The following is a 22361-nucleotide window of genomic DNA, read 5'->3' as shown; positions in this document are numbered from 1 at the left end:
CGTGGCGCCTCATCGAGAAGATGACGCATTAAGCGGGAACGAACATAGCTGCAGGTCAACGCAGGTATGCGGCCGCGCCAAGCGCCCTTTCGGGCATCTGGAGCGTTCACAACCGGTCAGAGGAGCACTCCTGTCGGAGCCGAAGCCCGTCCACCCCGGCCCTCTCTCGGACGGCGTCAGGTAGACGAGCTACGCCCCCGCCAGGGTCCCACGACGGCGCAGGCGAGCTCCGTCCTCCAGGTGTGCTGGAGAGGGCCTGTCAAACGAACGGCTCTGGCCCGTACCAGGTGGTGACGTTGAGTAGCTATCCGTGATCATGACCTTGTGATGGATGTCAACTCCCTTATGGTCACGGTGTTTTCCGGGCTGTCGGTGCTGGTCGTCGAGGACGTGGCGGACGGCGGTGACGCGGTGGCGATCACGGCCCGCACCCCGGATGTGGCGGTGCCATGTCCGGGGTGCGGGACTCCGACGGCGAAGGTGCACGGGCACCACGGCCGGACGGTGACGGACGTGCCGGTCGACGGCCGCCAGGTTGTCGTCCACCTGCGCGTACGGCGGCTGGTCTGCCCTGTCCCGGGCTGCCGGCGGCAGACCTTCCGCGAGCAGATTCCCGGACTGCTGGAGCGCCATCAGCGCCGCACAGTGCGGCTGGCCGACCAGATATCCCAGGTGGCGCGGGAGTTATGCGGCCGGCCGGCCGCGCGCCTCGCCGGTCTGCTGGCTGTGCCCGTTTCCCGCAGCACTGCGCTGCGCCATCTGCGGCGCCTGCCGCTGCCGCACCAAGCGGTCCTGCGGGTGATCGGCGTGGACGACTTCGCCCTGCGCCGCCGGCATCGATACGCCACGATCATCACGGACGCCGAGACCGGCGGACGCGTCACGGTCCTGCCCGACCGCGAGGCGGCCACCCTGGAGTCCTGGCTGCGGGAGCACGGCAGCGGTGTCGAGGTCGTATGCCGGCACGGATCAGCCACCTACGCCGAGGCCGTCCGTTGCGCTCTGCCCGACGCGGTGCAGGTCAGCGACCGATGGCACCTCTGGCACAACCTCTGCGCCAAAGTCCTGCTCGAGGTCCGCGCGCACGCCGGCTGCTGGGCTACCATCAACCCGCCCCGCCCCGGCGGAGTAACGCGAGCAGACCACCCGCGAACGCTGGAACAAGGTCCACGATCTCCTCGGCCAGGGCGTCGGCCTGCTCGACTGCTCCCGCCGCCTCAACCTGGCCCTGAATACCGTCACACGGTATGCCCGCATGCCCGAACCCCAGGCCCTGCGCATCGCCCCCGCCTACCGGCCCACCCTCGTCGACCCCTACCGCGACCACTTCCGCGAACGGCGCCAGGCCGACCCCGCAGTCCCCGTCACCCAACTGCTGCGAGAGATCCAAGAGTTGGGCTACACCGGCAGCGCCAACTTGTTGGTTCGCTACCTCAACCAGGGTCGCGCCGAAGGCGACCGCCCCGTAACCACGCCGCGTCATGCCAGCCGTCTCCTACTCACCGACCCCGAGAATCTGCGCCCGAAGGAAACGGCCCTGTTGGAGAAGATCGCCGCGACCTGCCCGGAGATGACCGCGCTCACCGATCTCGTACGCGGCTTCGCCGCCCTGCTGAAACCGGCCGAGGGCAACGATGTGAAACTTACCGGGTGGATCACCACCGCCCGCGCCGTCGGCCTGCCGCACCTGCGCAGTCTCACCAACGACCTCGAAATCGAGCGGGCCGCCGTGGACGCCGGCCTCACCTTGCCGTACCACAACGGCCGCACCGAAGGCGTCAACACCCGCACCAAGAGGATCACGAGACAGATGCACGGACGCGCCGGAATCGACCTCCTCCGCCACCGGCTCCTCCTGCCCTGACGGACACCCAGCGTCACCACCGACTACGTGCCAGAGCCGAACGATTTACAGTCCCGGCGAACGGCGAACCCCAACAAGAAACGATTTTGCCGCGCTTAAACGCCAAGCGAAGTTGCTAACCCTCGACTCCGTGAGTCTCCCTTGAGGCAACCGTCGACGAGGCGCTGGATTGGCTCGTTCCTTACTGTTCCGGCAGCGGGCGTCATCAGGCGAGACCGACTCACGAATACGCTTCGATGGGCCAGGCTAGAGTGCTCGTTCTTGCTGCTTCCCACGCTGAGCGGGACGACAGCCGGGAGTGACGAGGTTCAGTCTCAGACCTGTGAAGGTGAGGGTTTCTGTTGGGGGGAGCGAGCAGGCGACGACCCACTGTGGTTGTGCTCACTGCTTTGCAGGTGGAATACGAGGCGGTGCGCCAGCACATGGTGGACGTCCACGAGGTCGAACTGCCACAAGGCACCCTTCTCGACGTCGGCCGGATGCCGGGCCTCAACTGGGAGGTGGCGCTGGCGGAGACGGGCCCCACCAACACCCGTGCGGCCCTCGTCGCGCAGTCCACGATCGAGCACTTCAATGCCGAGGCTGTGCTGTTCGTCGGCGTCGCCGGTGCGCTCAGGGACGATATCCACCTCGGTGACGTCGTCGTCGCCAGCAAGGTTCACGGCTATCACGGTGGACGCGAGAGCGTGGACGGATTCGCCGCCCGCCCTGACACCTGGTCGCCGGAGCACGACATGGACCAGCTGGTACGCTCCGCCCGTCGCAACGAACCCTGGGCTTATCTCCGCCCGGACACCCGCCTCTCCACACCACCCAAGGTTCATTTCGAGCCGATCGCGTCAGGTGACGTGCTGCTCGGCTTCCGCGACTCCGAGACGGCCCGACGGATCCGCCGGCACTACAACGACGCGGTGGCCGTCGACATGGAGAGCCACGGCGTCACCCACGCGACCAGGATGAACAGCGCGGTGCGGGCCCTGTCCATCCGCGGCATCAGCGACTTCGCCGACCCGAACAAATCCACACGCGACGCCACGGGCTCGCAGGAGACGGCGGCGCGGCACGCCGCCGCCTTCGCCATGCGGGTGCTGCGCGACCTGCGCCCGAAACGGCAGGTTGCCCAGGAGCCGCGCAGCGCACCCGCCGTGGTCGTGGTGTCCGCCCCCGACCGCTCCCCCGAGCCGGCCGCCTGGGACAGCCGGCCCGTCGTCGATGTCGCGGGACAGCAGTACCTGCTGTACGAAAGCCCCGGTGATCTCGTTCACGAGTCGCGGGACGGCGACGTGCTGCGACGTCAGGCAGTGGCACGCGTGGTGCCCGACGGGGGTGGTCGCGGCGCCTACGCCTGGCTGCGCCAGGTCGAACGGACAGGGCCGCTTCCCGGCCCGAACCAATTCGACCCGCTGGCCGCGCTCGAACAGGAAGCCGAGCTGTGCCGCAGGCTCCGTGGCCCCGACGTCGTACAGCTGACCCGCAGCGGGAAGACCTCCACGCTCGCTCTGGCCTGGCCGGGCGACGCGAGGCTCGGCAGCCCCATGGGGACTGTCCATGAACTGCTGCCCGAGTCGCCGACGCCGACGGACCCGCAGCGCCTGTGGTCCATCGTGAGAGGGCTCGCCCACGTGGCCCACGTCCTCGAACGGTTGAGCGGCGCGGGCTTCTCGCACCGCGCGCTCCGGCCGACCGCGGTCGTCATGCACCGGCCCCAGATGGTGCTGCGCGACTTCGGTCTGGCCACCGTGCCGCCCCGCCCGGGCGAGAACGCCGGGCCCTACCAGGCACCCGAGCAGCGGCACGGCTCCCGTAGACGCCCTGGGCCGGCCACCGACGTCTACCAGTTGGGCGCGCTGCTCCACCGCGCGCTGACCGGCCGTATCCCCGACCCCAGGCTGCCTGCCTACCGCGGCTCGGACTCCGTACCGGACAGTCTCGTCCACGCGGTCGCCGGTGCGCTGCGGGAGGATCCGGGGGCCCGCCCGGAGGCGCGTACGCTCCGCCTCGCTCTGCTGTCCGCCGCACGCGAGCTGGCATCCGTCCCGCCGCCCCAGCGCTGAGGAGCGCCGCCGATGCCCGTCACCACCATCGCCCTGCGCGCCCCGCTGGTTCTCGTACCCGGCTTCGGTCTCGATGAACAGCTTCGCTCGAAGGCCGAATCCAGCGCCGGTCTGCCACCGGACGCCTCACAGATCGTTCACGACCTGAACCAGCTGAAAGCCGGCGTGGCCGTGATCGTCAACCCGGCTGGCGGCAAGTACAAACCGTCCTTGCTGGTTCATACACGCGCGTACCGGATACGCCTCGAAGCGACGAACCGAGGGACCGGCTACCTCGTCAAGCACATCGATCCGCTGCGCCTCACCGACCACGCGCGACTCGCCAGGTCCTGCCTTGTGGTGCGCCCGCCTGTCTGGCACATGGTGTTTGAGCTGCGGGCTGTACCCACGGGCTCGGACGCCCAGTGGCAGGTCCTCGAACAGGCTTGGCAGCGTCTCGGTCAGGCGCGGGCGGATCAGCCGGAAGTCCAGTCTACCGGCGATGCCCAGTCGGATTTTCTCGACTCGGTGGACCGCCTCATCGACGCCACCGAGGAGATCACCACGCGGGAGGCACGCCAAGCCGCCCCCTTCCCGTATCAGAGCTTCACGGCCACTGGTGGCAAGCGCGGCAGAGCCCCGCAGTCCGTCTACGAATTCGAGCTCATCGGACCGGAGCTGCCGCCGTCCGGCGCCTTCGTCCGCATTCAGGGCGACACGGAGACCCGTGGCAAAGTGGGCCGGGCAGCGGGCCGGTGCGTCACCGTCCGATTCGATCAGCCCGCGTCATGGGACCGGCTGCCGACGCGCGGCGCTCTGGAGCTCATCCCCAGCAATGTGATCTTCAACAAGCAGCGGCAGGCCGTGGCGAGCCTCCGCGCACGCGATTCCAAGAACCCTGGCCTCCTCCCTGCCATGGTCGAACACCAGGTGCGCCCGATCCCGGCGACTGGCGCGCAACCGCACCAGGAACTCGACCCCGAACAACTCCGGGCGTTCCGCAAGGCGTTGACCACCGAGGACCTGCTGGTGGTGCTCGGCCCGCCCGGCACGGGCAAGACCCGGACCATCACGGAGATCGCCCACACCGCCGCAACCACGTCCGCCGCGGACAGCGGCCGAGTGCTTGTCACGTCCCACACCAACCGCGCCGTGGACAACGTGTTAGCCCGGCTCCCGCAAGATCTCGTGGTGATCCGGGTCGGGGACGAGAGCAAGGTTCACGCCGACGTCAAACCGTTACTCCTGGAGGAACAGTCGGAGAGCCTCTCCGAAGAGATCCGGCACGCAATGGCCCAGCGTACGCAGGCCTACCAGGAGGCAGCAGCCGTAGAACCGTGGACAGCCGAGCTCGCCACGCGCGTTCAGCAGGTCGACAGCCACGCCGAGGAGGCGCGGACCGCGGACCTGCGCCTGCGCGCAGCGATTCGGGCCGCGGCCGCACCAGCCCAGGAGCATTTGGCGGCGCTCCGGCGCGAGGAACAACAACGGCGGTCGATCCTGGAGGATCGCACCGAGCGTGCCGAGTGGCTCCGGGCGAAGGCCCACTCCGAACGGCAGCGTTCCAACGCCCTGTTCACCGGTCGCCTGCACCGCACCCGGGCTCGCCGCCGGGAAGAAGAGCTCGCCACCGAGACAGCCGAGATCGAGAAGCTGAACGCGCTCGCCCCCGGCATCCTCCGGCGGACCGAGGCGGCGAGCGCCGGGGCAGAACGCGCGACCCGCGAGAACCCCGCAGTCATCGCCGCCCGAACCACACTTCAGACGGCGGAAGGCCACGTCGCCAAGAGCGTCCAGTCCGCCTACGAGGCAGCCGACACGGCCGTCCACGCGCTGCGCTCGGTCGTGCCGGGCACGGCGCTGCCGGCTCGCCTGCTGGATCCGGCCGATGGGGCGACCGCGCTGCGCGCCCTGCACGGGCAGCTGAAGGACTGGCTCCCGGTCCTTTCGCGACGCCAGGAACTGACCCAGCAGTGGCGAGCCGCCATCGGCCAGGACCCGGGGCAGCTGGTGCCCGAACTCGTCCGCTACGCCCAGGTGGTCGGCGCCACCTGCATCGGCGCCGCGTCACGCGCCGAACTGGCCGGCGTCGACTTCGACTTGGGAATCGTCGACGAGGCCGGCCAGATCGGAATCGCGGACACACTGGTGCCTCTGGCCCGGGTCCGCCGTGGTGTCCTGGTCGGCGATGACCGGCAATTGCCGCCCTTCCGCGATGCCGACGTGGACGAGTGGGCCCAGGACATCGGTGATCCCGAACTGATCCGGCTGATGTCACAGAGCGCCTTGGAACGCTTGCGTGCCGGGCTGCCCTCTTCGCATGTCGTGCAGCTGACCCGCCAGCGTCGCATGCCCGCCGAGATCGCCGACTTCATCTCGGCCGCCTTCTACCGGGGAGAACTGCTCACGGAGAAGGACCACAGTCACCGCGATCCCCTGTTCGCGAGCCCGATGGCCTTCGTCGACACTGCCGCGCTGCCCGACCGCGTGCGTCGTGAGTCGGGGGGCGGGCGCACCGAAGGCCGCAGCCGCAAGGGCCCCTTCAACCCCTGCGAAGCGCGCCTTCTGGCCCGGCTCGCCGCCTTCTACCACCGCCGCGGCGCCGAGTGGATGGTGATCGTCCCCTACCTCGCTCAGCGGCTGGAGGTCGTCCGCTACCTCACCCCGCTGATCGGTGACTCTCAGCTCGCGGATGCTTCGGTCGGCAGCGTCGACTCCTACCAGGGTGGAGAGCGCGACGTCGTCCTGTACGGCTTCACCCGCAGTAATCCGGAGGGCCGGATCGGCTTCCTCAAGGAACTGCGCCGTGCCAACGTCGCCTTCACACGGGCCAAGAGCCAGCTCGTCCTGACCGGCGATCTGAGCACTCTGATGCGTGCGGACGATCCAGGATTCCGCACTCTCATCGGCGACCTTCATCAGCATCTGCTCGAACGTGGCGATCTGCGGGACTACCGGGAGGTCACGGCCGCCCTCGACGAAACCGTCCCGGACCTGGGCGATGCCGCCCGCCTGGCCCGGGAAGGAGGCCGGCCATGACCACTGCACCTCGCCTGATGAACTTCCCTGAAGAGCGAGTTCTGGAGGACGCCGCCTTCGGACAGGGCATCGTGCCCACCCGGCTCTACGCACTGCTGTTGCCGGTGTGGAAGGTGGAGATCCGCGCCGACATCACCGAGGGCGAGGCCTTCTTCCTGATCGACCGATTTTTGGAGCGCGGGCTGCGCCACGGTTCCTTGGACACCGTGGACGAACTCGCGGCGTTCTTCGCACTGGACCGCGCCCTGGTCGCGCAGGCCGTGCGTTTCCTGACCGCGATCGGCCACACCCAGGAAGGGCCCGGAGGCCGGCTGCACCTGACGCCGCTGGGACAGCGCTCCGTGGACGACGACATCCGCTACGTGGTCACCCGCCAGGACCGACGCCAGCTGTACTTCGAGGCACTGAGCTGCGGCCCGCTGACCCGGGCCCACTACGACGACGAGGTCGTGACGCTGCTGTCCGCCGAAGAGATGGACCGGGCGCAGCGCAGCAAGCACTACCCACGCTTCACACCGGTCGCTGTGGCATCCGGCTTCGACCGCTCAGCCCTCGACCGCCTCAAGAGCCGCAAGGACCGGGCCCGGTTCAACCTCCCCGTCGCGCTGAACGCCGTGGAGTGTCTGAGCGAGACACTCGTCTTCCTGCCCGTCTACCTGGTGCGTGGCCGGGAGCGGCTTCTGGTCTACGGCCAGGCCGAGGCGGGGACAGCACACGACTCGGAGCTCAGTGCGCTTTGCGCCGGTACGCCGGAGCTGATCAACGCGCTCGACAACGAGGAGCTGGACACGGAGGCGGACGAGCGCCTCCTGCGGTCCGCCCTGAAGTGGCTCCGCGAGCAGGGCCTCGACACGGTTGCCCCGGAACAGGACGACGACGGCACCTGGTCGGTCTCTCTGCCTTCCTCCGCCTTCGGCGAGAAGGGGATCCCGTTCTCCCGCATCGGGAGCTATCGCATGGCGGGCAGCCGCTTCTTCCGTGTCTGGTGCCCGGAGGAAACACCACGGAAGCACGCCTTTCTCGACCGACTGGACCAGAGGATGGGCTCGCGCCGGCAGGTCACTCGACAGGAAGCGGAAGAACTCATCACTCGCCTGGCCCTCCAACTACGCTTGGAGATCCCCGATGTGTCCCTTGTCCGCAGCGGCGCGGAGAGGAACGGCCTCAGCGGTCTGGAAGCCCAACTGGCTCGTCTGGAGAATGAAAAACTGTGATCGACATCGGTCAACTCCTGCTTGCCGAGTACGAGCAGATCAAGCAGGAGCAACGAGCCAGGATCGGCTTCCGCGACAACCTCATCTACGCCACCCTCGGCGTCATGGCGGCGGTCATCGGCTCCACGCTCGCACGGGGCGGCCACCTCGAAATGTTGCTGCTGCTCCCCCCGTTGTCCGTAGTCCTGGGGTGGACCTACCTGGTCAACGACGAGAAAATTTCCGCCGTCGGCCGGTACATACGCGACGACCTGTCCCCTCGCCTCAAGGAGTTGACGTCAGTCCAGACAGATGTCTTCGGCTGGGAATCCGCACACCGTCGCGACGCACGCCGCGGCTCTCGGAAACGATTCCAGCTCACCGTGGACCTGATGACGTTCTGCGGGGCACCGCTTGCGGCACTGGCCGTCTACTGGCTGCTCGGCCCGACACCTTGGCCACTGCTGGTGATCTCGCTGGCCGAAACAGCCATGGTCATCGTCTTGGCGGTCCAGGTCGTCCGCTACGCCGAACTCGGGAGCTGAACCAGCCCAGCGGCCATTGCCCCGGGGCGATGGCAGTGAGGTCTTCCAACAGCACATCGGCCACCGGTTCCTCGACCACGGCGGTGCCGTACTCAGCCATGGCCTCGACGGCCAACGCGGGGTCCCACGGCGCTCCGGTGATGCCCCGGGTAGCAGACCGTGTGCGTTGCGGACGACCGCGGCCCGGTAGTCCGCTGCCGTCATGCGCCAGGGGTGCGCCCGCGTCTTGTCCAGGACGTATGCGGCAATGCGGATGTCCTCGCCATCGAAGTCACCGTGGTAGCGAAGAGCGGCATCCCGGTCGACGAGTAGGCACAGGAGCTGGATCGCGGCAGTGCTGGGCCAGCCAGACGTGCAGACAAGCGGCGGACAGTCGGGGCCGAAGCGGCGAAGGGCGAGGGCCAGGATGCTGGGGTTCTCCACCACGTGGACAACGAGTGGGGCGAGGGCGGCGGGCAAGGTGAGCTCACCCGGGTTCCGGACGTGGGCGAGGGGCTGGCTGCCTGACCTGCCTCGGTGCACAGACGGGCCACACGGGCGAGCAGACCGTCGCTGACGAGGCGCAGTCCGCCGACGACGACGGTGGCGGACAGCTCGTCATCGGCTACGCCCGCGCGGCTCCACAAGGCGCGCCGTTCCGCCGCGGACTGCGGTGGCACAGTGCCGTACAGGGTCGCCAGGGCGCGCAGGACGAGCGTGGCAAGAGGTGTGTCGTCGCCGAGATCATGCGCGTGTCTGTTCAGAACCCGGGCAGCGAAGACGGGCAGGGGTTCAGTCTGACAGGGGAGTTCGGCGAGCACATTGAGCGCGTCGGTGAGCAGCATACGGGTACGTTCCGCCGAGCCGCGACCAGGGCTTCGACCCGACAGGAAGCGGCCCAGTCGGCGAACACCAGTTGCGCCCATACCGTTTCATGACCGGCCAACCAGGGCCACAGCCCCGAGCGTTCATCGTCCTGGCGGCGGCGCTCACCGGCGCTGTCGCCGAGCGGTCCGACAAGTGCGGTGACGACTTCTCGGACGGTACGGCCGGGCTTCCCCTCTACAGTGCCACCGACGCGACTCACTAACCGAAGAAGCTCAAGCGGACGTTACGGTTGGTATTGCTGATGTTCGTATCCGCCAACCTCCGTTAAGACAACCGACAACGTACCGAGAGTGGGAGCTCAGCGTGATGCGTCGTCGAAGAGATGTCCGAGGAACACGCCCGGGCGCTTCCGCCGACGCGAGTGCCGCGATGCGGCGACCCAGGTGGTCATTCGTCGGCACACGCAGCCGTTCGGTGAGATGCGAGGCACTCAGCCTGCCCAGTGGACCGGTGACAAGGGCTTCGTCGGCGGAACTCAGGATCCCATGGGCCTCACCCACCTCGGCGCACGCGAGTACGACCCGACGACCGGCCGCGGACGCGCAGACCGCCCGGGCGTAGGCTTCGCTCAGCATGGACGCGGCAGGGGGCGGAGCACATGACGGCTGAGTCAACACAGAGGTGGGGGTCGACCCTCGATTCGGTCGTGGTGTACGCGCAGGGCGCGGTCTGCCGGCGCCTGGCCCGGGGCAGCGTGTCGCCTGACGGCCGGGTGCGGGTGACAGGACTGCCCCGCTCGCTGGACCCGGGCTCGCTGCTGGCCCGTGTCCTGGGCGCCCCCGGGGTGCGCGTCACCGAGGCCCGGGTGGAAATCGAGGCCGAGCCGCTCGGCAGGGGCATGCCCGACGAGTTGCGGCGCGAGATCGAGCGGCTGAGCGACGAGTACGCGGCGGCGCAGGGACGCCGGGACCGGCAGCTGAGCCTGATCGAGGAGGTCAGGGCCCTCCACCCGGTCCCACCCGGCCGCAGGCGCGAGGACCCGCACCGCCGCACCCCGGTCGATGCGTGGCTGGAGCTCGCCGACTTCGTCGACGAGCGGCTGACGGGACTGCACAACCGCCTCGTCGAGCTGGAGGAGGCACTGCGCAACGTCGAGCACGAGCTCACCGTCGCCGCCGACAGGCTCGCCCGCGCCTCCACCGACACACCGTCAGCACACGTGGAGAACAAGGTCTGCGCGGTCCTGACACTCGACGGCACCGGTGATGCGGAAGTGGAGCTGGAGCTGGAATACGGGGTGCCTGGCGCCGTCTGGGTGCCGACCTACCGTCTCACTCACCGTCAGGGCGACGGCAGCGGCCGTCTGGTGCTGCGCGCCTCGGTCGCCCAGCGGACCGGCGAGGACTGGACCGGCGTGCGCATCGCCCTGGCCACCGCCGATCTTCGGCGCCGCACCGACCTGCCGAGGCTCCGTTCGATCCGGATCGGACGTAGTCAGCCCGCCCCCGCGGCTTCTGGCTGGCGCGAGCCCCCGGCCGGGCTCGTCGACCTGTTCTCCGGGTACGACGCGGCAGGCCCTGGCCCAGCCACGACCGCCGCACCCACAGCTGTCGGGGCCGGCTCCGCGCCCGTGGGTGCCGCGGGCGGCTCCGTGTCCGGTCCCGTTCCGCCACCGCCGCCTCCCCCACTGCTGGCCGGCCCGGTGGAGGTCACCGTCGATGACGACTTCCTGCTGACCGCCGCACTGCCCACGCTTGCCCCCGGCGGTGTCCGCCGGGTGGGGCTCGGGCCGGCCGAGGGCATCCGGGTCACCCGCCGTACGAACCTGCACGAGTCGACCTCGGGCCTGCGCAACAACACCACCGTGCTCGACCACCGCGTCCACGTGGAGCTGGCCAACCGGCTCGCGAGGCCCGTCACCGTGGAAGTCCGCGAGCGAGTGCCGGTCGCCTCCGAACCGGACGTCCGGATCGAGGAACGGGCCGACTGGACGGCACCCGAGGAAGGCACGGGGCCCGATCGACATGCGCCGGGCACCCGCGTCTGGCGACTGGACCTGCCCACAGGCGCCACTGCCGCCCTCGACGGCGGCTACGAGATCCGCATCCCGACCGGCAAGGCCCTGGTCGGCGGCAACCGCAGGAGCTGACACCCGCCATGTCCACGGCCCCGAAGCCGATCGCCCTCCCCGTCACCGCCGTCACGTGCCTTGAGGATCGCGCCCACATCGAGCGCACCGTCGTGCTCGACCTGGAGGCCGGCGTCCAGCAGCTGCGTCTCGGGCCGGTCAGTGCGCTGGCCGTCGACCGGACCCTCCATGCCGAGCTGACCGCCGATCACCCCGCGACCGTGCTCGACGTGCGGATCGTCCGCAGCTGGACGCCGCGCGGGCCGCTGCCGTCCACCGACGACGACTCCGCCCTGCGCCACCGCGTACACACCCTCGAAGAGGAGCGGCTGGCCCTGGGGCAGCGACGCGATCGGCTGCATGCCCGCCTTGACCAGCTCGGCCGCCTCGCCGCCGATCTGCTGCGGGAGATCGGCGAAGGCGCCGGCTCCGGGGAGACCGAACAGCCCCGCTGGGCCCGCGAACTGGACCGGGTGGACGACGAGCGCGACGCGCACGGCGAGCAACTCCGCACCGTGGAAGCCCGGCTGGCCGCCCTGGCCGTCGAACTCGGGCAAATCCAGCGGGCCATGCAACTCTCCGGGGAGAAGCCCGCCGAGCTGGTCGGCCATATCGAGTTGACCGTGGGGTCCACGGCCGCCGGGCCGGTCGGGCTGCGCCTGAGCCACCTCACTCCGTGTGCGCTGTGGCGGCCCGCCTACCGGGCCGTGCTCGACGGGGACTCCCTGACACTGGAGACCGACGCGATGGTCTGGCAGCGCACCGGTGAGGACTGGTCGGACGTACGGCTGACATTGTCGACGGCCCGCTCGGCGCTGGCCACCGATCCGCCACGGCTGGGCGAGGACCGGCTGACGCTCAAGGACCGCTCCGCGGCGGAGCGCCGCACGGTCGACGTCGAGCTGCGCGAGGAGGAGATCGGGACCCTCGGCCCGGCCCCGGTGCTGGGCCTGCCGGGGGTGGACGACGGCGGTGAGGCGCGGGTGCTGAGATCCCCCGCGCCGGTCTCGGTGCCTGGTGACGGCCGCGCCCACCGAGTGCCGCTCTCCGCATTCACCACAGCCGCGCCCAGTGAGTACGCCTGCTCACCGGAGTTGTCCCCCCTGGTCACCCAGGTGGTGCGGTTCGACAACCTGTCCGGCCACGCACTGCTCGCCGGACCCGTGGACCTGGTCCGCGGCAGCGGATTCAGCGGCCGCGGCACGCTGGACTTCACTGCCTCCGGCGCCCCCGTCGAGCTGGCCTTCGGCAGCTGCGACGACTACCGGGTGGCCCGGCATGCCGAGGAGTCCCGCGACACCGCCGGTATCACCCAGCGGACCGTGGTCACCCGCACTGTCCGGCTGCACCTGTCCCGGTTCTCCGCCCCCGGGGAGCACGACGAGCGGGTGGTCGTCCTTCGGGAGCGGATCCCGGTCTCCGAGGTCTCGGCGGTGGAGATACGCCTGCGCAAGGATTCCTGCTCCCCGGCGCCCGACGCGGTCGACGCCGAGGGCATCGCCCGCTGGGACGTCGCCCTCCCGCCCGGCAGCCGCCGTACGGTCACCCTGGTCTACGAGCTGTCGGCGAGCGCCAAGGTCACCGGGCTCTGAGTCAAGGCGTGACCGGGGCGGAGCATCCGTGGGCTTTCGCCGAGCGCTCGGCGAAAGCCTTGAGTACGGCACGTTCGTAGGCGAGGTCCGCCTTGCCTCTCGGGTACTTGCGCTCCTCCGCCCTCTCGAACGAGGGGTGCAGGGTGAACAGGGCCTGTCCGCTGCGGCACTTGGCCGTCGTCCAGCTCACCCGGCCGTCAGGGTCGCGGTGGTGCGCGGGTGTCTCGGTGTTCGGTACGTCGTCATAGGACTCCTCCTCGTAGCCGAGAAACCGCTCCTGCGCATAGGGGCCGTAGTCCGCTTCGAGTTCGTAGCGTGTGCTGTTGTCGGCGTCGGCGAGCCGGCATGTTTCGTGCGGGGCGCCCGCGCGGGCGGTCTCGGTGGCGATCGTCACGCCGCGTGCGGCGGGGATGCCGGAGCAGGTTCCGTCGGACGTGCGGAGCGGCTCGTACTCGTCCTGGTTCACCGGCAGGCCGAGGCTGCCGATGGGCTTTCCGAGCTTGGCTCCGCAGTGCCGGGCCTTCGATGCCTCGGCCGCCGTGGAGGTGGCGATCCTGGTGAACTGCGGTCGTTCGGCCGGGTTGTCCAGCGCCTTGTCGAGGGTTGTCTCGACGGTGACGGACAAACCCTTGGCGCTGCTTTCCCCGGTGCACTCGAGGACCAGGCTCGTGGTCACCTTCTTGTACTCGTCGGCCCTGAAGGGGTCCGCCGCTCCGAAGCGGTCGGGGGCGGCCCCGAAGAGCCCCGTCCATCCGTGACCCACCGGCACGGCGGGCGCGGTCGGCGATCCCGCGTAGAGGGAGGGCAGCAGGGACGGTCCGACGTGTGCGGTGTCGAGGACACGGATTTCGGCGATGCCGCCGCCGTAGACGTGCACCTCGCAGCCCACCAGGCCCGCACCGCTTCTTTCGTTCTCGACCTCGACGGCTCCCGGCCCGAGGACGCCACGCACCGCGTTCCGGTCGAGCAGGCCGTCACAGGCTCCGTCGAGCGCCGACTCGTCGCTCCAGCGCTGGAAGTCGCCGTGCACCTGGAGATACCCGGCGACGACAACGGCCGCTGCGACCAGAGCGACGACCGACCGCAGGACGATCCGCCTCACCGCCATCCCTCCACCTCTCCAAGGATCTTGGTGTCATGGCAGCGCTGCTGCCCGGGCCAGCCGTCGGGGTCGGCGAGATAGCTGTCCATCAGCTTGCGGGCGTCCTTGGAGAACTTGGTCCGCTCTGCCTCGCTGAGCGTGTACTCGCTGAGATCGGACGGCTCCGTGCGGACGGTGACACGGTGGTACGTGGTGCCCGCGGCGCACTCCGACCCTGCCCACAGGGCGAGTTCGCGCGGCTCCGATTGGGGGATGACCTTTGTCCGCGCCCCTTCTCGGAAGGCGAAGCTGTCACCGGTACGGTGGTACGCGCCGTTGGCGGACTCGCTGAGCGGCCCGGCCCAACTCGCCGCCGAGACATTGACGACCGCACCGTCGGGTGGAGTCGGATCAGTGTCCATCGGGTCCTCGCGGTCCAGGATGGTGGCTTCGCAGACGCTCAGCAGCCGTGAGTCCTGCAGATCGCCGCTGGCGGTCCACGTACCGGGGAAGCCCGCGCGCTTGCCGAGCTCACGGCACTTCTTCACGCCCAGGCCCGGCACGTCGATCCCTGTGACCCTCATGTTGCCCCCGTCCGCATCCTTGGTGACATGGGCCTCATACGTGTCGATGACCCTCGTAGGCATCTTCAGCGGGGAGCCACCGCATTTCTGGGCCGCGGCGATTCCGTTGGCGACCTGGACGGCGGTACGGAAGTCCGCGAGATACCCGGCCGGCTTCCCCTTGTCGGGAACGGGCAGATCGACAACGGCTGTGACATACATCCCGGACACCTCGCGGACCCGGCCCTCGAGCCCTCCGGGGCACTCGGCGACGACCCACGTCCGCCCGTCCTCGCCCACCCTGCCGGTGACTCCGGGCGCCTCGTATCCCTCGTCGTCACCGCCGGGCAGGATGTCCTCGGCCCGCACCGTCGACGGCAACCGGGAAATGAGCGCGACGGCCCGCACCCGCACCGACCCATGCCCCGGCCAGGTGAGGGAGCAGTTCACCAGGGAGCGGCTTTCCTGATCGGGCTGGAGCATGGTGCCGTACTGGCTCACCTCGCCCGCAACGTCGTCGGGCACGAGGCCCCGCAGCTCCTCGTACGGCAGGAGTCCGGCACAGGCACGCTTCAACTGCGCCCGGTTCGCCACCGAATGACCGCTGCTGTCCGAACGGTCGACGCCGAAGTAGAGCACCGCCCCGGTGACCAACAACACGAGCGGCAGCCCTATGAACAGCGGCTTGCGCAACCATGACGGCACCCAACCCACGGAGCCCCCCTCCCCAGCACTGCCGGCAGAATCAATTCATCACCGGCGGATCAAGGCCTGGAACCTATCAGAGCCGTACGGGCGGGCCTCCTGGCGCAGGCTGCACCGACCGCCATCCGGGCGAGCCGAACGATCGTTTCTGTGGTGATGTTCCACGCGGCGCCGGTGTGGCAGGTCTCGGGTGCCGATCCCCGCCCCGTACAACCACCGTCCTGATCAACCGCTTCGTGCGGCGCGGGGTACCCGCGCTCGCCCTCGTCCCGCTGCTCCTGGCCGGGCCCGCAGTCGTCCGACCCGACCACGCGGTGGCGGACTCCGCGCCACGCGCCCGCACCCCTGTCCAACTGCTGACGTGGGCGAGGACGTCGCGCTCGGCGTCGCACGGCAGTTGACACCGTCCTGCCCGACGCCGCCCTCCAGGCCGCCGCCCTGACCGCCGTCACCGACCTGTTCGGCATCGTGGTCCCTACCGCGGACGCCCTGCCAGCCTGCCCGAGCCGATGAGGCACGGAGGCACGGATCGCTGCGTGATCCGGTCGCCGTGCCCGGTCCCGGCCATACACGCGGGTGCGGTCCACCCGGGGCGTACCGACGAGGCCGGCGGCCCCACCCGCGAGACGGCGCGGGCAGCCTCGTGGGCCGGGGAGCCGCAAGTCAGGCGGCTACCGTGCTCTGCCGGGGCAGCCAGAAATCGAGAAGGGCGGAAACCGTTTCTGCGGGCATGTGCACATTGGGGGAATGTCCGCCGCCCTCGATCCTGACGAATCTGGCTCCCAGTTCACGGGCCATCCGTTCGACCCCGTCGGGCGCCCAGGTCTCATCGGGAGTCCCCGAGATCACGGACAGGGGAACTGACAGTCGTGCCAGTTCTGACGTCGTGTCCGTCTCCTCGAGCATGTGCTCAGCCACGGCCGCCAGTTGCGATGGACTGTTGCTCAGCCACCTGCGCTCCAGGAAGCTTTCGACGTCCTCGGGCACGAGGGCGTCGCCGCTCCGCACGAAGGGCCAGATGTCGGCAAGAGTCATCGAGTCGATGACGGAGAGCAGCAGATTCAGGCGCTCTTGCTGCCAGGAGGAAACCCCGGCGGGGCCGAAGTTCATCAATGTGAGCGACGCCCAGAGGGCGGGGTCCCCCTGGGTGGCGAGGACCGCTGCGCGGCTGACGAGCCCCCCGTACGAGTGACCCAGCAAATGAACAGGACCGGCGTCGACGCACCGGGCGACGGCCACCAGATCGCTCGCGAGGTCGGCACGAGAGAAAGAAGGGTCAGGCGACGCCTGACCGGTCTCGAACTGGCCTCGGCAGTCGACGGCCACTACGCGTACGCCCGCGTCGCTCAGCGCGGGCAGCATGGGGAGGAAGTCCTCCTTGCTGCCCATGAAACCAGGCACGAACAGGGCCGTCGCCCGGGAAAGAGCGTGCCCGGCGGGTTCGACATCCAGGGCGGCGAAGATGCCTCGCTCCGTACAGAGGCGCACCGAACGTGCGTGGTCCGGGGCCTCCAAACTCAACAACTGGCTCATGGAACAGCATGATAAGCACCCGGTCCGGGCGGATACGTGCCGTGAGTGAGCCGCAGACGCCACTCAGCCCCAATGGGGCGACGAGGAGTCCGACTGCCGGACTAATCTTCGGATTCCTCGCGTGGCGCGGGCATCCTCACCCGTGGATCGTCGTGGTGCCAGCCTCCGAAGCGCCCGATCGCCTTCCAGAGCTTCTTCTCTCCGTTCCGCTGGACCTGCCTTCCGGACTCCCAGGAGAGGACGTCCCGCCCGTATACGCTGCGGGCGAGATCGTTCACGTCGTTCTCGATGGCCCGTAGGTGCGTCCCAAGCCTCTGGATGCCGTCATTGCTGTCCCGCAGATACAGGTAAGCGATGAACAGCACGAGCCCCACCACGAGGATCCGCCAGAGCCCCAGGCCGCTACCGAGCGTCGCGGCGATGGCGGTCGCCGCGCCGGCATATCCAGCCAGTTGCTGTCGTGCCCCGATCCTCTGCACCACCTCGGACCGCAGGGAGTCGTACTCCTTCATCCGAAGTTCGATGACCTCAAGCGTCTTGTCGTGCTCACTCGTATTCCCGCTCACGGGCACCCCCTTGCGTGGATGATGCCCTGGGCGCGGGCAGGTCACTCCTGCGCGGAGCGGACCGACCACCATGTGCTCGCGTGGCAGCCGGAACCCTGACAACCGTGACGACAGGTCGGTCCGGGCGTGCCCCTGGCCAGAAAGCCACCGATGTCCCGGCGGTCGGCCAGGGTCCGCCCAGTAGTTCAGAGGCACGAGCCCGATGCTGCGTCCACGCCGGTCGAGGATGCGGCAGCGCGCCGAACACCTTGACGGGTTTCATCGTGCGCTTCCAGCACCCCTCGCAGAGCGCCTTGGCGTCGAGCGGGCGGATACTGGCTGCGGCTTCCGCAAGCAGGCCGTGCGGACCCCGCCCGGGCGGGGTTGCAGCCGACACCGAACCCTAAGCTGCCCCGAGATCCGGGCCATTCCCGGGCCAAGTCCCGACCACAGACCGTCTTTCGCTGGTCAACTCAGGTGCGGATCGTGTACCACCAGCACACGAAGAACCTGCCAGCCGCCTTCACACACCATGTGGCAGCTACGCGCGCTACTCATTTGGTGCGGCCGGACTTCCCCTCTACAGTCCCACCGAAGCAACTGACTAGCCGAGGAAGCTCAACCGCACCTGGCGGTCCGTATTGCTGATGTTCGTGTCGACCAGACACACCGACTGCCACGTCCCCAGTTCCAGCCGCCCCCCGATCACCGGCAGCGTTGCGTGCGGCGGGACGAAGGCGGGGAGCACGTGGTCGCGGCCGTGGCCGGGGCTGCCGTGGCGGTGTTGCCAGCGGTCGTCGGCGGGAAGCAGGGTGTGGAGGGTGGCCAGGAGGTCGTCGTCGCTGCCCGATCCGGTTTCGAGGATGGCGATGCCGGCGGTTGCGTGCGGCACGAAGATGTTGAGCAGGCCGTCCCTGGCCACTGCGGTCCGGGTGAGGAACTGTTCGCAGTCGTGCGTCAGGTCGGTGACAGTCTCCGTCGATCCGGTGGTGATGTGCAGGACGCTGGTGCTGAAGGCGTGGGGCATGCGTCCATCCTCTCGCCCATGCGGCGAGCTCACGCGTCCACGTGCCGAGACACCGGTGACCGTTTCAGCCATGGATCGCTACGTTCAGCGCCATGTTCCGTTCAGATCGTCTGCCGAGCGGTCGGTTCGCCCGAATTCCGGCGCCGACCGCCGAGGCCTCCTGCCCTCCGAGGAGGGTTCGGGTGGGAGGCGTGCTGGTGGTGAACGTGTTGACGTGGGTGATGCAGCGGCGGCTGGTGCCGGCCGACCGTGCCGAGCGGCTGCGCGGGGAACTTACCGAGCTCGACGCGGAGCTCGCGCGGCTGGAGGCCGCGGAAGTGGTGTTCGGGCAGTTCGCCGACGCCCAGCGGGCCGGTCAGGCAGACGACCCCGCCATGGCCGAGGAGTTGGAGCGGGTCACGACCACTCCCGGGGCGGGCGGGATGATGCTGGCCCCACACCGCGAGGAATCTTGATGGCCTATGGTGCGCTGGTCGCGGTGTTGGCTTGGCTTGTGGCACCGTCCGGTTCCGGCAACTTGACCAGCGGCCGGGGTGGAGGCTCGGCAGGGGCATACCTAGCCTGGCTGACCTTCGTACTACTGCCCTTCGTCGTGCTGGCTTGCGCCGGCGGACTCTTCGCGCGTGGTCATGCGCCAGTTGTCACCCAAAGCGCGGAAGGTCGGCAGGATGACATGGCCGGGTCCGAACGCCCAAAGCAGCCTCTAAAGCTCCCCGATGCGCTGGTCCTTACCGGAATGCTGGGGTGGGGCTTCGGCGCCATCCCCTTCATCCTCCTGGTTGTGGGCAGCCTCGTTGGGGTCGCCACAAGGTGATGAGGTTCGCCTCCCGGAGCGGTGTCCAGCCACCCCGTTCGGAGCGTAAGGGAACGGCTACCCGGTGTGTCGCCGGTTCCGGGAGCCCACGGGCGGCCTGGCGAACGATCACCTCGAACCGATCACGCCGCCGACCGGCCCGAGCACCCCACCCGCCGCTGACACCATGCCCGCGACCAGCGACTTCAGGTTGGAATTCGCCCATTCGGAGGTCGCCGACCGGGTCGAGGAGTACCACGCACTGGGTGTGGAGCACTTCGTGCTGTCCAGTTACCCGCATCTGGAGGAGGCGTACCGGTTCGGCGAGGGCGTGACGCCCTGCCGGCGGCGCGTGGTCTGCTGTCGACCGTACCGGCGTCGCCGTTGCTCGGTGTACCCGCGGCGAACGGCCGCCCGGCCTCCGCGCCGGGCGGGGCTCCGCTGCTGATCGCCGGTGGACGCCGAGCCGGGCGGTGCGGTGAGCCGGAAGGCCGGGCCGGTGAGCCGGTGTGTCGCCGTGCCGGTGCGTCGGCCGGTGTGAGGGAACCGCTGCAGATCGCGGGAAGATCCTCACCCCCGAAGAAGTTGGTGGAAGCGTGAACAACTTTGGGGTGGCCGCAACGCACACGGTCGATGTCGTCGTGGTGGGCGCCGGACAGGCAGGACTGTCCGGCGCCTACCATCTGCGACGCGCAGGAATGGAGCCCGACCGTGATTTTGTCGTGCTCGACCACTCCCCGCACCCCGGCGGCGCCTGGCAGTTCCGCTGGCCCTCGCTGACATACGGCAAGGTCCACGGCATGCACGCGCTGCCCGGCATGGAACTCACCGGAGCCGACGACAGCCGGCCCTCATCCGAAGTGATCGGTGAGTACTTCGACACCTACGAGCGCGCCTTCGACCTGCGGGTTCACCGGCCGGTCGAGGTGAGCGCCGTGCGCGAGGGCGACGGCGGGCGGCTGCTCGTCGAGACGTCCGAGGGTACGTACGCCACCCGCGCCCTGATCAACGCCACCGGCACCTGGGACCGGCCGTTCTGGCCGCGCTACCCGGGACAGGAGACCTTCCGGGGGCGGCAGCTGCACACCGTGAACTACCCGGGGCCCGCCGAGTTCGCCGGGCAGCGCGTGGTCGTGGTGGGCGGCGGCGCCTCCGGTACGCAGCATCTGATGGAGATCGCCGAGGTGGCGGCCGGGACGTACTGGGTGACGCGTCGGCCGCCGGTCTTCCGGGAGGGGCCGTTCGGTGCGGACCAGGGGCGGGCCGCCGTGGCGATGGTGGAGGAGCGGGTGCGGCGCGGGCTGCCGCCGCAGAGTGTGGTGAGCGTGACCGGGCTGCCGCTCACCGACGCGATCCGGCGCGCCCGCGAGGAGGGGGTGCTCGACCGGTTGCCGATGTTCGACCGGATCACGCCGACCGGGGTCGCGTGGGACGACGGCCGGACCGTCGAGGCCGATGTCATCCTTTGGGCGACCGGGTTCCGGGCCGCCATCGATCATCTCGCGCCGCTGAAACTGCGCGAGCCGGGCGGCGGCATCCAGGTCGAGGGCACACAGGCGGTACGGGATGAGCGCATCCATCTCGTCGGGTACGGCCCGTCCGCCAGCACGATCGGCGCCAACCGGGCGGGGCGGGCCGCGGTGCGTGCGATCGCACGACTGCTGGACAAGGCCGTGGCGGGGACCGAAGCGGAGACGGAAACAAGGACGGACGAGGAGCTCATGCCGGCCGTGGTGTGACGGCGCAGTTGCTCAGCCGCCGGACGCGCTGCGGCGGTTGCGGTTGAACTCCTCCACGTTTCTCTGTTGTTCCGCATAGCTGCCGGTGAAGCGGGTGTCCCCCGGCGCGACCGTGACGAAGTACAGCCACGGTCCGGGGGTGGGGGTGATCGCCGCCATCATCGCCTGCTCGCCCGGGTTGCCGATCGGTGTGGGCGGCAGTCCCTTGCGCTCATAGCTGTTGTACGGACTGTCGATCTTCGTGTCGCCGGTGGTGGTGTCCAGGGTGCTGCGGTTGAGCGCGTAATTGAGTGTGGAGTCCATCTGGAGCGGCATGCCCCGGTCGACCCTGTTGTAGATGACCCTGGCGACCTTGCCCATGTCGCCCTCGGTGTCCGCCTCGGCCTGCACGATGCTTGCGATCGTCACCGTCTGGTACACCGAGACACCGTTGCGCCGCGCGCCTGCGGTGATGTGGTCCGCGCCGAAGCGTTCGACCGCCGTGTCGACCATGTACCTGAGCAGGCTCTGCGGGGTGGAGTCGGAGGTGACGGGGTACGTCGCCGGGAAGAGGTAACCCTCGGGATTGCCCTTCGCCTCGGCCGGAAGCGGTAGATCTGCCGTACCGGCGGCCTTCTCGGTGGTGCCGGATGCCACGGCCAGGGTCTTGTCGACCGCGGCGTACACCTGGGACGCCCGCCATCCCTCGGGGATGACGAGCGGGCGAGCCCGCTCGACCTTCGGCCCCCGTGTCAGCAGTGGTACGAGGACAGCCGCTGCCACGACGAGGACAAGGAGGATGCCGATGAACAGCACCAGACGACCGCGCCGGGTCGGGCGGAGAGTGCGACGGGGCGGGGTGTCCGGGGACTCGTTCACCATGCGGGCACGCTATCCCGCCGTCCGGAACCCCCAACTGGACGACACGGGCCCACACTCCATGAACAGAACACACGAACAGGGGATCGGGTGTTCGCTGGAACGTGTGATCGTTTCACTGTTCGTTGCTCAACTCCCCTGCGACAGATGATGATTACAGGGCGCAAGCGACGGGCTGCAGACCGCGACTGCGCAGTCCCACATATGCACCATGTACAAGGAGAAAAACCGGATGAACCTCATCACCAACCTGCTCGCCGGCATCGTCCACTTCGTGGGTTGGCTCGTCTGACCATTGCTCCGCCCGGCGCCGTCA

16 protein-coding genes and 4 pseudogenes are annotated in these 22361 nt (G+C 69.3%); 12 read left to right on the top strand and 8 right to left on the bottom strand.

The genetic code is table 11. The features are described 5' to 3' along the window. The first annotated feature begins 354 nt into the window (after nucleotides 1-354). The 5 genes and pseudogenes from NRF20_RS38400 (at nucleotide 355) to NRF20_RS38380 (ending at nucleotide 8674) form a co-directional block, all read left to right on the top strand. Nucleotides 355-1864 (top strand): annotated as a pseudogene (locus tag NRF20_RS38400) (ISL3 family transposase). Between the two features lie 377 nt (nucleotides 1865-2241). Further along, nucleotides 2242-3918: a hypothetical protein gene (locus tag NRF20_RS38395; protein ID WP_413754065.1), complete on the top strand. Its 1677-nt coding sequence runs from the start codon at nucleotides 2242-2244 to the stop codon at nucleotides 3916-3918. 12 nt (nucleotides 3919-3930) lie between these two features. Then, nucleotides 3931-6936, top strand: coding sequence for a DEAD/DEAH box helicase (locus NRF20_RS38390; RefSeq protein WP_413754064.1), 3006 nt, complete (start codon nucleotides 3931-3933; stop codon nucleotides 6934-6936). Beyond that, complete coding sequence (locus NRF20_RS38385) at nucleotides 6933-8150, top strand: hypothetical protein (RefSeq protein WP_413754063.1); 1218 nt, start codon at nucleotides 6933-6935, stop codon at nucleotides 8148-8150. Before NRF20_RS38390 ends, NRF20_RS38385 begins: the two co-directional genes overlap by 4 nt. Next, nucleotides 8147-8674 (top strand): hypothetical protein, encoded by a 528-nt coding sequence (locus NRF20_RS38380; protein WP_398630885.1) that lies wholly within the window; start codon nucleotides 8147-8149, stop codon nucleotides 8672-8674. Before NRF20_RS38385 ends, NRF20_RS38380 begins: the two co-directional genes overlap by 4 nt. A 204-nt stretch (nucleotides 8675-8878) precedes the next feature. Here the strand turns inward: NRF20_RS38380 and NRF20_RS38375 are convergent. Together NRF20_RS38375 and NRF20_RS38370 are read right to left on the bottom strand one after the other, a co-directional pair. Then, nucleotides 8879-9097 (bottom strand): annotated as a pseudogene (locus NRF20_RS38375) (DUF2399 domain-containing protein); the annotation flags it as partial. A 197-nt stretch (nucleotides 9098-9294) separates the two neighbouring features. Then, nucleotides 9295-9498, bottom strand: a pseudogene (locus NRF20_RS38370) (TIGR02679 domain-containing protein); the annotation flags it as partial. Nucleotides 9499-9587: 89 nt separating this feature from the next. Here NRF20_RS38370 and NRF20_RS38365 point away from each other — a divergent pair. The 3 genes from NRF20_RS38365 (at nucleotide 9588) to NRF20_RS38355 (ending at nucleotide 13201) form a co-directional block, all read left to right on the top strand. Then, nucleotides 9588-9743, top strand: a complete 156-nt coding sequence (locus NRF20_RS38365; RefSeq protein ID WP_229846167.1) for a hypothetical protein — start codon at nucleotides 9588-9590, stop codon at nucleotides 9741-9743. 396 nt (nucleotides 9744-10139) lie between these two features. Continuing rightward, complete coding sequence (locus NRF20_RS38360) at nucleotides 10140-11630, top strand: DUF4139 domain-containing protein (RefSeq protein WP_413754062.1); 1491 nt, start codon at nucleotides 10140-10142, stop codon at nucleotides 11628-11630. Nucleotides 11631-11638: 8 nt separating this feature from the next. After that, nucleotides 11639-13201, top strand: a complete 1563-nt coding sequence (locus NRF20_RS38355) for a mucoidy inhibitor MuiA family protein (RefSeq protein ID WP_413754061.1) — start codon at nucleotides 11639-11641, stop codon at nucleotides 13199-13201. A 1-nt stretch (nucleotide 13202) separates the two neighbouring features. Here the strand turns inward: NRF20_RS38355 and NRF20_RS38350 are convergent, their stop codons facing one another. Continuing rightward, nucleotides 13203-14309, bottom strand: a complete 1107-nt coding sequence (locus NRF20_RS38350; RefSeq protein WP_398630882.1) for a hypothetical protein — start codon at nucleotides 14307-14309, stop codon at nucleotides 13203-13205. Beyond that, the gene (locus NRF20_RS38345; RefSeq protein ID WP_413754060.1) at nucleotides 14300-15550 is read right to left on the bottom strand and encodes a hypothetical protein; all 1251 of its coding nucleotides are present in this window, start codon (nucleotides 15548-15550) and stop codon (nucleotides 14300-14302) included. The genes NRF20_RS38350 and NRF20_RS38345 overlap by 10 nt, the downstream gene beginning before the upstream one ends. A gap of 236 nt (nucleotides 15551-15786) precedes the next feature. On the opposite strand from NRF20_RS38345, the gene NRF20_RS38340 reads away from it, so the two are divergent. After that, a complete protein-coding gene (locus NRF20_RS38340; RefSeq protein ID WP_266363915.1) occupies nucleotides 15787-15951 on the top strand; it encodes a hypothetical protein in 165 nt (54 codons plus the stop codon). Between the two features lie 262 nt (nucleotides 15952-16213). Here NRF20_RS38340 and NRF20_RS38335 read toward each other — a convergent pair whose 3' ends face one another. The 3 genes from NRF20_RS38335 to NRF20_RS38325 all read right to left on the bottom strand — a co-directional run bounded on the left by NRF20_RS38335 (nucleotide 16214) and on the right by NRF20_RS38325 (nucleotide 18655). Further along, nucleotides 16214-17083, bottom strand: a complete 870-nt coding sequence (locus NRF20_RS38335; protein ID WP_189280108.1) for an alpha/beta fold hydrolase — start codon at nucleotides 17081-17083, stop codon at nucleotides 16214-16216. 101 nt (nucleotides 17084-17184) lie between these two features. After that, complete coding sequence (locus tag NRF20_RS38330) at nucleotides 17185-17649, bottom strand: hypothetical protein (RefSeq protein WP_189280109.1); 465 nt, start codon at nucleotides 17647-17649, stop codon at nucleotides 17185-17187. Nucleotides 17650-18232: 583 nt separating this feature from the next. Beyond that, a complete protein-coding gene (locus NRF20_RS38325; RefSeq protein WP_266363913.1) occupies nucleotides 18233-18655 on the bottom strand; it encodes a secondary thiamine-phosphate synthase enzyme YjbQ in 423 nt (140 codons plus the stop codon). Between the two features lie 182 nt (nucleotides 18656-18837). On the opposite strand from NRF20_RS38325, the gene NRF20_RS38320 reads away from it, so the two are divergent. The 3 genes and pseudogenes from NRF20_RS38320 (at nucleotide 18838) to NRF20_RS38310 (ending at nucleotide 21187) form a co-directional block, all read left to right on the top strand. Continuing rightward, a complete protein-coding gene (locus tag NRF20_RS38320) occupies nucleotides 18838-19110 on the top strand; it encodes a hypothetical protein (RefSeq protein ID WP_398630880.1) in 273 nt (90 codons plus the stop codon). 558 nt (nucleotides 19111-19668) lie between these two features. Next, nucleotides 19669-19910, top strand: a pseudogene (locus NRF20_RS38315) (alkanesulfonate monooxygenase); the annotation flags it as partial. A 134-nt stretch (nucleotides 19911-20044) separates the two neighbouring features. Next, nucleotides 20045-21187 carry an NAD(P)-binding domain-containing protein gene (locus NRF20_RS38310; RefSeq protein WP_398630879.1) on the top strand — a complete coding sequence of 381 codons (1143 nt, stop codon included), beginning with the start codon at nucleotides 20045-20047 and terminating at the stop codon, nucleotides 21185-21187. A 12-nt stretch (nucleotides 21188-21199) separates the two neighbouring features. Here NRF20_RS38310 and mltG read toward each other — a convergent pair whose 3' ends face one another. Further along, nucleotides 21200-22048: an endolytic transglycosylase MltG gene (mltG, locus tag NRF20_RS38305; protein WP_398630878.1), complete on the bottom strand. Its 849-nt coding sequence runs from the start codon at nucleotides 22046-22048 to the stop codon at nucleotides 21200-21202. Nucleotides 22049-22361: the final 313 nt, after the last annotated feature.

It is taken from the genome of Streptomyces sp. R-74717 (assembly GCF_047305335.1).
Classification (GTDB): Bacteria; Actinomycetota; Actinomycetes; order Streptomycetales; family Streptomycetaceae; genus Streptomyces; species Streptomyces atratus.
Note: the sequence above shows the minus strand (reverse complement) of the source record. Positions and strands in the feature narration are given on the sequence as shown.